The organism is Clostridium sp. AM33-3 (assembly GCF_003480315.1).
In the GTDB taxonomy this organism is placed as follows: Bacteria; Bacillota; Clostridia; order Lachnospirales; family Lachnospiraceae; genus Brotaphodocola.
In genome coordinates this window covers 154,270-165,608 of the sequence record NZ_QUIV01000005.1, presented here as the reverse complement: position 1 = coordinate 165,608, position 11,339 = coordinate 154,270, and the positions used below count along the sequence as shown (strand labels likewise).

The 11,339-nt window shown below is 47.6% G+C and carries 11 protein-coding genes; all 11 read left to right on the top strand.

Translation table 11 applies throughout. The features are described from left to right. Positions 1 to 205: 205 nt before the first annotated feature. The 11 genes from udp (at position 206) to DW819_RS04705 (ending at position 11,295) form a co-directional block, all read left to right on the top strand. Entirely contained in the window at positions 206 to 985 is a 780-nt protein-coding gene (udp, locus tag DW819_RS04760) for a uridine phosphorylase (RefSeq protein WP_118732303.1), read from the top strand. Positions 986 to 1,023: 38 nt separating this feature from the next. Continuing rightward, positions 1,024 to 1,734, top strand: a complete 711-nt coding sequence (gene deoD, locus DW819_RS04755) for a purine-nucleoside phosphorylase (protein ID WP_118732302.1) — start codon at positions 1,024 to 1,026, stop codon at positions 1,732 to 1,734. Positions 1,735 to 1,783: 49 nt separating this feature from the next. Next, positions 1,784 to 2,449, top strand: a complete 666-nt coding sequence (deoC, locus tag DW819_RS04750; protein WP_118732301.1) for a deoxyribose-phosphate aldolase — start codon at positions 1,784 to 1,786, stop codon at positions 2,447 to 2,449. Between the two features lie 59 nt (positions 2,450 to 2,508). Beyond that, positions 2,509 to 2,937, top strand: coding sequence for a cytidine deaminase (gene cdd / locus DW819_RS04745; RefSeq protein WP_347560162.1), 429 nt, complete (start codon positions 2,509 to 2,511; stop codon positions 2,935 to 2,937). Between the two features lie 10 nt (positions 2,938 to 2,947). After that, positions 2,948 to 4,138, top strand: coding sequence for a phosphopentomutase (locus tag DW819_RS04740; protein WP_118732300.1), 1,191 nt, complete (start codon positions 2,948 to 2,950; stop codon positions 4,136 to 4,138). A 281-nt stretch (positions 4,139 to 4,419) separates the two neighbouring features. Continuing rightward, the gene (serS, locus tag DW819_RS04735) at positions 4,420 to 5,709 is read left to right on the top strand and encodes a serine--tRNA ligase (RefSeq protein WP_118732299.1); all 1,290 of its coding nucleotides are present in this window, start codon (positions 4,420 to 4,422) and stop codon (positions 5,707 to 5,709) included. Between the two features lie 147 nt (positions 5,710 to 5,856). Further along, complete coding sequence (locus tag DW819_RS16110) at positions 5,857 to 6,840, top strand: YbaK/EbsC family protein (protein ID WP_347560161.1); 984 nt, start codon at positions 5,857 to 5,859, stop codon at positions 6,838 to 6,840. Between the two features lie 36 nt (positions 6,841 to 6,876). Further along, positions 6,877 to 7,779 carry a hypothetical protein gene (locus DW819_RS04720; protein ID WP_118732298.1) on the top strand — a complete coding sequence of 301 codons (903 nt, stop codon included), beginning with the start codon at positions 6,877 to 6,879 and terminating at the stop codon, positions 7,777 to 7,779. Positions 7,780 to 7,782: 3 nt separating this feature from the next. Continuing rightward, positions 7,783 to 9,177, top strand: coding sequence for an AAA family ATPase (locus DW819_RS04715; RefSeq protein ID WP_118732297.1), 1,395 nt, complete (start codon positions 7,783 to 7,785; stop codon positions 9,175 to 9,177). A 25-nt stretch (positions 9,178 to 9,202) separates the two neighbouring features. Then, entirely contained in the window at positions 9,203 to 9,871 is a 669-nt protein-coding gene (locus DW819_RS04710; RefSeq protein ID WP_118732296.1) for a CatA-like O-acetyltransferase, read from the top strand. A gap of 80 nt (positions 9,872 to 9,951) precedes the next feature. Next, positions 9,952 to 11,295, top strand: coding sequence for an MATE family efflux transporter (locus DW819_RS04705; protein ID WP_118732295.1), 1,344 nt, complete (start codon positions 9,952 to 9,954; stop codon positions 11,293 to 11,295). Positions 11,296 to 11,339: the final 44 nt, after the last annotated feature.

Genomic DNA, 11,339 nt, shown 5'->3' with positions numbered 1-11,339 from the left:
CTGCTTATTCTGTAGGGCCTGACCGAACCTTCGGACCTTATTGGTTATTCTCTAAATTGTAATTTGTCCTTTCTTGCTTATGAAAAATGTGATATAAATATGGTAGAATAAAGATATAAAATGTGAAAATGAACAAAATGAGCGAAGCTGAAGACACTATCAGCCTGTGGCAGGCATTCAGATCAATGAAATGGGGGAATGAAAGATGAAGTATTCAGAAAATCCGGATAAGCAGTATCACATTCAGGTTGGAGCAGGAGAGGTTGGACGTTACGTAATCCTTCCGGGAGACCCAAAACGCTGTGCGAAGATTGCAGCTTATTTTGACGATGCCAGGCTGGTGGCAGACAGTCGTGAATATGTAACCTACACAGGCTATTTAGACGGCGTGAAAGTTAGTGTGACTTCCACCGGTATTGGCGGTCCGTCTGCATCCATTGCTATGGAAGAACTGGTGAAGTGCGGTGCAGATACCTTTATCCGTGTGGGTACCTGCGGCGGCGTGCAGCTGGATGTCAAGAGCGGGGATGTGGTTGTGGCAAGCGGTGCCATCCGCATGGAAGGAACCAGCAAGGAATATGCACCGATCGAATTTCCGGCCATTGCGGATCTGGACATCACCAATGCACTGCGGGCTTCCGCCAGAGAACTGGGCCAGACCTGTCATGTTGGTGTGGTGCAGTGCAAGGACGCGTTCTATGGCCAGCATTCGCCGGAAGCCATGCCGGTGAGTTATGAGCTTCTGAACAAATGGGAGGCCTGGAAACGTCTGGGCTGTCTGGCGTCCGAGATGGAGTCTGCGGCACTCTTCATTGTGGCAAGTACGCTTCATGTACGCTGTGGATCTGTGTTTTTAGTGATGGCAAATCAGGAGCGTGAGAAACAGGGTTTGCCGAATCCGGTAGCCCATGATACCGATATGGCAATCCGGGTAGCGATCGAGTCGATCCGGAAACTGATCATGGAAGATGCAGCACAAGTCTGAAAAAACGAAATCTTATGGAAAGAAAGGAGAAGATGATTATGACGAACACACCAACTGCGCATAATAGTGCAAAAGCCAGCGATTTTGCAAAAACCGTACTGATGCCGGGAGATCCGCTGCGTGCGAAGTACATTGCAGATACATATCTGGAAAATGCAAGACAGGTAACCGCGGTCCGCAATATGTTCGGATATACCGGAACCTACAAAGGAAAAGAGATTTCCGTTATGGGCGCAGGCATGGGCATGCCATCCATGGGAATCTATTCCTATGAGCTTTTTAACTTCTATGGGGTAGACCAGATTATCCGCATTGGTTCTGCAGGTGCCTTGCAGGATCACATGAAGCTGATGGATGTAGTGATCGGAATGGGTGCCTGTACCGATTCCAATTACGCATATCAATATGGCCTCCCGGGAACGTTTGCACCAATCGCGGATTACGATTTGTTAAGCCGGGCTGTTGAGACAGCAAAACGCCAGGGAACCGATGTTGTAGTCGGAAATGTGCTTTCCTCCGATATTTTCTACAACGAGATGGGAAATGTCAATGATCTATGGCGTGGCATGGGCGTGCTTGCAGTAGAAATGGAGGCGGCTGCCCTCTACATGAATGCGGCGAAGGCCGGAAAGAAAGCACTTTGCCTGCTGACAATTTCCGATCATCTGTATACAGGCGAACGCCTGAGCGCAGAAAAACGTCAGCTTGGCTTTAACAAGATGATGGAAATTGCGCTGGAGCTGGCCTGATCATATCGGCAGTCCAAATAATTCATAATATATAAGGGGGATCCATACAATGGATATAAAAGAAATTTTAAAGCATGTTGACCATACGCTGCTGACTCAGACTGCAACCTGGGCTGAGATCAAACAAATCTGTGATGATGCGGTTGCTTACGGGACTGCTTCTGTCTGTATTCCGCCGTCCTATGTAAAACAGGCAAAAGAATATCTTCAGGATAAGATGGCAGTCTGCACTGTCATTGGTTTTCCGAATGGCTATATGACTACTGCTGTCAAGGAATTTGAAACAAAGGATGCGCTTGCCAATGGCGCAGATGAAATTGATATGGTGATCAATATCGGCTGGGTAAAGGACGGCAGATTCGACTGTATCGAGGAGGAAATCCGTACCCTGAAAAAAGCATGCGGCGCTAAAATCCTGAAAGTGATCATCGAAACCTGTCTTCTCACTGAGAAAGAAAAAATCCGCATGTGCGAGGTGGTGACCAGAGCAGGAGCAGATTATATCAAGACCTCTACCGGATTTTCAAAAGCAGGAGCAACCTTTGATGATATCAGGCTGTTTTCTGAGCATATTGGACCGAATGTGAAGATGAAAGCAGCAGGTGGTATTTCTTCCCTGGATGATGCAGAAAAGTTCCTTGCTCTGGGAGCTGACCGTCTTGGCACCAGCCGTATCATCAAGCTGGTAAAGCAGGAGGAGGCAACCGGCTATTGATCACCGGACCGGCTGCTCGGAAAGCTTAGCGGGCGAAGCAATAAAGGAGTTTGAGTTTTATGAAGAAACTGGAAAAGAACCAGATTGAGGCATTGATCGATCAGGCCATCGGCATGATGGATTATTCTTATGCGCCGTATTCCCATTTTCATGTGGGCGCAGCGCTGCTTGCCAAAAACGGCAGTGTATACGGCGGCTGCAATATTGAGAATGCAGCCTACACCCCAAGCAACTGCGCAGAACGCACTGCGTTTTTTAAAGCAGTCAGCGAAGGCGTGCTGGAATTTGATGCCATCTGCATAGTTGGCGGCATGAACAAGGAATTAAACAAGTATGCAGCTCCCTGCGGCGTCTGCCGTCAGGTGATGATGGAGTTTTGTGATCCGGAGGAGTTTCAGATTATTCTGGCAACATCAAAGAAGCAATATGAGATCTTTTCCTTAAAAGAACTGCTGCCGCTGGGCTTTGGACCGGATAATTTAACATAAGGAGCAAAACATGGAGAAATTCAAACGTATATTTGTAGTAGTCATGGATTCCCTTGGAGTGGGAGCCATGCCGGATTCTGCTGATTTCGGTGATATCGGCGTGAACACACTGGGACATATTTCAGAGTCCGTAGATACTTTTACGATCCCGAATCTTCAGAAGCTTGGCATGGCGAACCTGACCCCGCTTAAGCAGGTGGCTTCGGTGGAAAATGCTCTTGGCTACTATGGAAAACTGCGGGAAAAGAGCCTCGGCAAAGATACCATGACCGGACACTGGGAGATGATGGGACTGGAGGTGAAAAAACCATTTCAGACCTTCACAGAGCACGGATTTCCGCCGGAACTCATCAAAGAACTTGAAAAGCGTACAGGGCATAAAGTGATCGGAAACAAAAGCGCCAGCGGCACGGAAATCCTGGATGAGCTTGCGGAGGAAGAAATTGCAACCGGCCACATGATCGTGTATACTTCAGCAGATTCTGTGCTTCAGATCTGCGGCAACGAGGAAACCTTTGGCCTCGATGAGCTGTACCGCTGCTGTGAGATTGCAAGAGAACTGACCATGAAGGATGAGTGGAAGGTTGGCCGTGTCATTGCCAGACCGTATGTGGGCAGAAAGAAGGGTGAGTTCAGGCGTACCAGCAACCGCCACGACTATGCGTTAAAGCCGTTTGGCCCGACTGCGCTGAATGCATTAAAGGATGCAGGCTTTGATGTCATTTCAATCGGAAAAATCAATGACATTTTTGTCGGTGAGGGCATCACAGAGGCCTATAAGTCCAAGAGCTCTGTACATGGTATGGAGCAGACCATCGATGTGGCAAAGAGAGATTTTCATGGCCTTTGTTTTGTAAATCTGGTAGATTTCGATGCTCTGTGGGGCCATAGGAGAAATCCGTCCGGCTACGCACAGGAGATTGAAAAGTTTGATGTAAATCTTGGCATACTGTTAGATTCCCTGCGGGAGGATGATCTTCTCATCATCACCGCCGACCACGGAAATGATCCGACCTATACCGGAACAGACCATACCCGCGAAAAGGTGCCATTTCTGGCTTACTCAAAAGCACTCAAAGAAAACGGAGAACTTCCGGAGACAGATACCTTTGCAGTGATCGGAGCAACCATTGCAGAGGATTTTGGTGTAAAGATGCCGGATGGAACCATCGGATACTCGATCCTTAACCGGCTGAAATAAAGTTACTGTGCACGGTAGGAGTTTTCTGAACTGAAAATTCCGTACGATATAGTTCTGGTAGCAGATTTTGCCGATCTGGAATGCGAAGCATCGGCAAAATCCATTGCTGTTTGCGCAACGCGTGAACAGTAACGAAATAAAAACGATACGGGCCGGATTCCCGGAATTAGGGGTTTCCAACCCGATGGAAATGTAGTATAATCGAATTTGATTATACTACATTTTTTGTTTCCAGGCGCGCTTGGTGGTCGGGAACAGGGAAACGTATACAGGAGGAAAAAATGTTAGATTTAAAGTTTGTCCGTGAGAATCCGGACATCGTAAAGAAAAATATTGAGAATAAGTTCCAGTTTGAAAAGCTTCCGCTGGTTGACGAGGTTATCGAGCTGGACGCGAAGAACCGCGCAGCGAAGGCTGAGGCTGATAACCTTCGCGCATCCCGTAACAAGCTGTCCAAGCAGATCGGTCAGTTAATGGGACAGGGCAAGAAGGACGAGGCAGAAGAGGTTAAGGCTCAGGTAGCAGCAAACGCAGCACGCCTGGCAGAGCTGGAGGCTCAGGAGACCGAGCTGGAGGCAAAGGTATTAAAGATCATGATGACCATTCCGAACATCATCGATCCAAGCGTACCGATCGGTAAGGATGACAGCCAGAACGTAGAGATCGAGAAATTTGGTGATCCGTTTGTACCGGATTTTGAGATTCCGTATCATACCGATATCATGAAGACCTTTGACGGTATTGATTTAGACGCAGCAGGCAAGGTAGCCGGAAACGGCTTCTACTATCTGATGGGCGATATCGCAAGACTGCATTCCGCAGTGATTTCCTACGCACGTGATTTCATGATTAACCGCGGCTTCACCTACTGCATCCCGCCGTTCATGATCCGCAGTAACGTCGTAACCGGCGTTATGTCCTTCGCAGAGATGGACGCCATGATGTACAAGATCGAGGGTGAGGACCTGTACCTGATCGGTACCAGTGAGCACTCCATGATCGGTAAATTCATCGACACCATCACTCCGGAGAACGAACTTCCGAAGACTCTGACCAGCTATTCTCCGTGTTTCCGTAAGGAAAAGGGCGCGCACGGCATCGAGGAGCGCGGCGTATACCGTATCCATCAGTTTGAGAAGCAGGAGATGATCGTTGTCTGCAAGCCGGAAGAGTCTAAGATGTGGTATGACAAATTGTGGCAGAACACCGTAGATCTGTTCCGTTCCATGGACATTCCGGTCCGCACTCTGGAGTGCTGCTCCGGTGACCTGGCAGACTTAAAGGTAAAATCCTGCGACGTAGAGGCATGGTCCCCGCGTCAGAAGAAGTACTTCGAGGTAGGTTCCTGCTCCAACTTAGGAGACGCACAGGCACGCCGTTTAAAGATCCGCGTAGACGGACCGGATGGAAAGTACTTTGCTCATACCTTAAATAACACCGTAGTGGCTCCGCCGCGTATGCTGATCGCATTCCTGGAGAACAACCTGCAGGAAGATGGAACTGTCAAGATCCCGAAAGTGCTGCAGCCGTATATGGGCGGTATGGAAGTTATGGTACCGAAGCATAAATAGAAAGAAATATGTTGAAACAGACCTGCGAATGCCATAGGCATTTGCAGACTGTAAGACGATGGCAGAAGGCCGCCGCACGTTTCGTATGCGGTGGCTTTCACTGTATTCAGGTTTGAATTATTGCGAGTGAGAGAGGAACAAAAGAACATGTCATTAGAAAAGGCAAAGGCATATCTGGAAGTAAAAGGATTTCTGGATCATGTCATCGAATTGAAAGATTCCACCGCAACGGTTCATGAGGCCGCAGAAGCGCTGGGGGTGCAGCCGGCTATGATCGCGAAAACCATGTCTTTTCTGCAGGGGAACAAAACCGTACTGATCTTGACGGAGGGAACGGCAAAGGTAGACAACCGGAAATACAAAGATACCTTCCATGTGAAAGCGAAAATGATCCCGTTTGATGAGGTAGAACAGTATGTAGGTCATGCGCCGGGCGGTGTGTGCCCCTTTGGCATCAACGAAGGTGTGGAAGTGTATCTGGATGAAAGTCTGAAGCAGTTTGAAGTGGTTTACCCGGCAGCAGGCAACGACCACAGCGCTGTAAAGCTGACGATTCCGGAACTGGAGGAAGTAGCCGGGGCGAAAGGATGGGTAGATGTATGTAAGGAGCCGGAGGAAACTGAGTGCACGAGTATGATTCAGAAACATTGTTATGAATGTGGTACGGAACTCATTGAAAAAGATCTGGAAGGAGAAGGTATCGTTCCCTACTGTCCGCAGTGCCAGCAGTACCGTTTCCCTATGTATAACGTGGCGGTCAGCATGATCGTGACGGATGAAGAGACAGGAAAGATCCTTCTGATCCAGCAGTATGGAAAGCCGACTTATATTCTGGTGGCGGGCTATGTGAACCGGGGCGAGGCAGAGGAAGATGCTGTGGCGCGGGAAGTTCGGGAAGAAACCGGTCTTCATGTATCCCGCATGAAATTCAACCGGACCCGATTTTTTGAGCCATCCAACACGCTGATGTGCAATTTTACTGCCTATGTAGATAACGCGAAAGCATTGCATATCAATCAGGAGATTGACCGATGCAAGTGGTTTACGCCAGAAGAAGCGAGAGCGAATATCCGGCCGAACAGTCTGGCGGAATGGTTTCTGGATGCGTATCTGGATGAGAAAATAAAGTAAACCGGGCACCAGAGGATGGACAGAGGGAGGAATGAGATGGATCTTACCTATGATAAAAAGAAATGGATTGGAATTGTGCTATTGCTTGTATTTGCGATTTTATCATTTAGCGCAGGAGCAAAATATGCATCAGCCCCGGAACATCATAAAGCGACTATTGCAGCACTGGATGAGAAAAAAGGTACGGTGTTGGAATTGACAGTGGCAGCTACCGCTACATCGGCATTGATCACGCTGATTCCGGGTGATGTGGGAACACCGATTGCAGAAAAGGTTGCGGATTTGAGCGGATATCTGCTTATTGTACTTTGTGCTGTATATCTGGAAAAGTATCTGGTAACGCTGACTGGTTACGCGGCGTTTAAGCTGTTCATTCCGGCAGCGTGCGTGTTGTTTGCTGGAAATCTGATTTTGAAAAACCGCAGTATTGGCCGTTTGGCCAGGAGACTGCTGGCGTTTGGTATCTGTATTTTTCTGGTGGTTCCTGCCAGTGTAAAGTTGTCTGATCTGATCGATAATACCTATCATGCTCAGATTGAGATGACCCTGGAAGAAGCAAAAGGAACACAGAAGATTCTGGAGAGCGAATCGGGAGAAGGAGCAGAGGTGCAGCAGAGGAACAGTGGAGCACAGACTGGCCAGTCTTCTGATCAGTTGGAAAATAAGGGTACGGGCGTAGCTAGTCTCTGGGAAAAAGCCAAAGGCGCTCTTGAAAGCGCAAAAGAAACGGCGACCAGCGTCGTGGAAAATGTGACATTATCTTCCGAAGAACTGCTGCAGAAGATTGAACATTCCTTAAGCCGTTTTGCAGAAGCCATCGCCGTGATGCTTATCACTTCCTGTGTGATTCCGGTTTTGGTACTGCTGGTGTTTTTCTGGCTGATTAAGGTGTTTTTGGATTTAGATATGAGTGGAAGTTCACTAAAAATCCGGAGTTAATCTATGAAATCAATTTCAATTTATGCCATTACAAGAAAACAGAATCTGGCACAGCTTTCCAGAATGGAGCGTCAGCTGTCCAAACGGGAAAAGCCGTTAAAAATGCGGGAATGGGAGTTAGACAGCCTGAAAAATCTGGTGGAGCAACTGGAAAGCCGGATGCCGGATGTCTGCGGACTGCGCTTTTTCTATTCTTTCCAGATTCCGCGGCTGGGAAAGGAATTTGATCTTCTTCAGATCAAGGAAGACCAGATTGTCAATATTGAGCTGAAAAGCGGAGCAGTGTCGGAGGAGGCTATGCGTCGTCAGCTTCTGCAGAACCGGTATTATCTGTCAGTACTGGGGAAACCGATCCGGTCGTATACGTATATCAGCAGCCAGAACCGTCTGGTCCGCCTGACGAACCATGACCATCTTGCGGATACAGACTGGGAGCAGTTGTGCAGTGAGCTGCAGAATGAAAGCGAAGACTATAGGGGGAATGCGGAAGCACTGTTTCAGGCGGAACTGTTTCTGATCTCCCCGTTGACGGAGCCCTCCCGATTCTTAAAAAAAGAGTATTTTCTGACAGCGCAGCAGAGGGATATTGAACGGCAGATCTTAAAGAAGATCCGTCTGGAAAGAACCGGATATTACTGGTTTCAGGGGCTTCCGGGAACGGGGAAGACTCTGCTTCTTTATGATATGGCCATGAAGCTTTCTGTAAGACAGCAGGTCTGTCTGATCCACTGTGGAGAGGCTGTGGAGCAGTGGAAGGTATTGCATGAGCGGCTGAGGCGGGTAAAGTACCTGGCGGACGCTCAGATTACGTCAGATATTCTTTCAGGCGCAAGTGCTGTTCTTGTAGATGAAGCGCATCTCCTTTCTCAGGAAAAACTGGAATATCTGCTGCGGTACTGCGGGAACCGGCCGGTCATCTTCTCAAGCGATTATGAGAATATGCTATCTCCGGAGGAACTGGACCGGGCAGCAGTACATGCGCTGGAACAAATCTCCGGAATTCAGAGCTTCCGGCTCACAAACAGGATCCGGACAAATGCAGAGATTTCTTCTTTTATCCAGAACATGATGTGTCTTCCGGAACGCAAAAAGGGAAGACATTTTCCGCATGTTACCGTGCTGTATGCCAACGATGACCGGGAGGCAGACGTTCTTTTGAGTGATGCGCAGCATCAGGGCTATCAGGTAATTTTGAATGAAGCGGAACCGGCCATTTGCGCAGACCGTCTTGCCATGGTACTGGATCAGCGGTATTTTTATGACAGACAGAATTATCTGCGCTCCGATGACCGATCGGTGAGACGCTTATTTCACCAGTTAAATGGCGCCAAGGAAGAGTTGCTGCTGGTGGTAAAGCAGAATGAGCCGCTTTATGCTGTACTGCTGGATCTGCTGTAAAAAATAGGAAGGGAGTAAGGATACCATGACTGGCTACAGAAAAATAGATATGGCTGCCTGGCCGCGCAGGGAACACTATCAATATTATACGGAAAAATTAAAAATCGAATGCAATATGACGGTGCCGATCAATGTAAAAAATCTGCTGGATTTCTGTCATGAGAGCGGTCATAAATTTTATCCGTCTATCATTTATCTGGTAACAAAGGTACTCAACCAGATGGAGAATTTCCGCATGTTTCGAGATGCGGAGGGAAATTTATGTGTGTGGGATCAGGTGGTCCCGAATTATACGATTTTTCATGAGGATGATAAAACCTTTTCCGATTGCTGGACGGGCTATTCTGATGATTTTGAAACCTTTTACCGGGAAATCACAGAGGATATGGAAAAGGGACAGGAGAAAAGGGGAATCAAGGTAAAAGCAGGACAGCCAGCCAATTTTTACTGCATTTCCTGCGTGCCCTGGGCTGCATTTACGGCATTTGGCAGCAGGACGGTCAACAGTACAGAACTGATGTATTTTCCGATCATTACCATGGGAAAATATGAAAAATCAGGAGACCGGATTCTGATGCCTGTGAACCTGATGATAGCCCATGCGGTAGCAGACGGCTATCATGCGGGAATGTTTTTTCAGAGACTTCAGGAAGCTGTTGACCGCCTGTCCGTGAGGAATCAGGATCCGGAATAAAAAATGGATTTTTACAGCCGCAAGCCTTTGATATCTTTGATGCGTGACGAAATATAAAACTTACATTTTGGAGGCACAAGGTGAACAGAGATTTGTCAAAAGGACCTGTTGTAAGGTCAATGCTTTTATTTGCCATTCCGATGATACTTGGAGATCTGCTGCAGCAGTGTTACAACATAGCAGATACACTGATTGTCGGGCACTTTCTGGGCGAAAAGGCGCTTGCTGCGGTAGGCTCCTCATTTACACTTATGACATTTATAACGTCCATTCTTTTGGGCCTGTGCATGGGATGCGGTGCGTTGTTTTCTATCCGGTTTGGCCAGCGTGATGAAAATGGACTGAAAGAGGATATCTGTGCCTCGTTTTTCTTTATTACTGCTGTGACGGTATTACTGAATATGATTGCCTACGTGAGCCTTGACGGGCTTCGATCGTTTCTCAGAGTTCCGGATGAAGTGTGGGGAGACATGAGAGCATACCTGTTTGTGATCTTTATGGGGATTCCGGCTGTTTTTCTGTACAATTATTTCACTTCATATCTCAGGGCAATCGGTAATTCTGTTGTACCACTTGTGTTTCTGGCCCTGTCATCTGTGTTGAATATTATACTTGATCTTTGGTTTGTTATCGGTCTGGAGCTGGGAGTGTCAGGAGCAGCGCAGGCAACTGTGCTTTCACAGTATCTGTCAGGACTTGGTATCATGCTCTATACACTCGTAAATCATAAGCAGGTGCGTGCGATCCGGAAAATCGGTTATCTGAAAAAAGAACGGATCCGTGAAATCCTCTCTTTTTCCATGCTGACATGCATCCAGCAGTCGGTCATGAATCTTGGAATACTTATGGTCCAGGGACTTGTAAACAGCTTTGGAACAGTCATTATGGCTGCATTTGCGGCTGCTGTAAAGATCGACGCTTTTGCATATATGCCTGTGCAGGATTTTGGAAATGCATTTTCTACGTTTATTGCACAGAATTATGGAGCAAAAGAAAAGAAGAGAATACAGCAGGGACTGAAAGAAGCTGTGCGGATATCCGCAATTTTCTGTGTGGTGATATCTGCATTGGTGTATGTCTTTGCAAAGCCGCTTATGATGATATTTATAGATGCCGGAGAAACGGATATCATCATGGAGGGGGTACGCTATCTGCGTATTGAAGGAGCATGCTATATTGGAATCGGATGGCTGTTTCTGCTATATGGTCTGTACCGGGCTTTAGGAAGACCCGGGATGAGTGTAGTGCTTACCGTTTTTTCACTGGGAACCCGGGTGGCTCTGGCATATATATTATCTGCAATACCGGAGATCGGTGTGGTCGGTATCTGGTGGTCAGTTCCGATCGGATGGGCACTGGCAGACATCGTGGGACTGTTGTATTATAAAATCAGAAAACAAAGCCTGTTTTGTTTTACGGATTAAGCAGGTTGTAACAAGGACATTGGTTTCATAGGAGATCTTAGTAA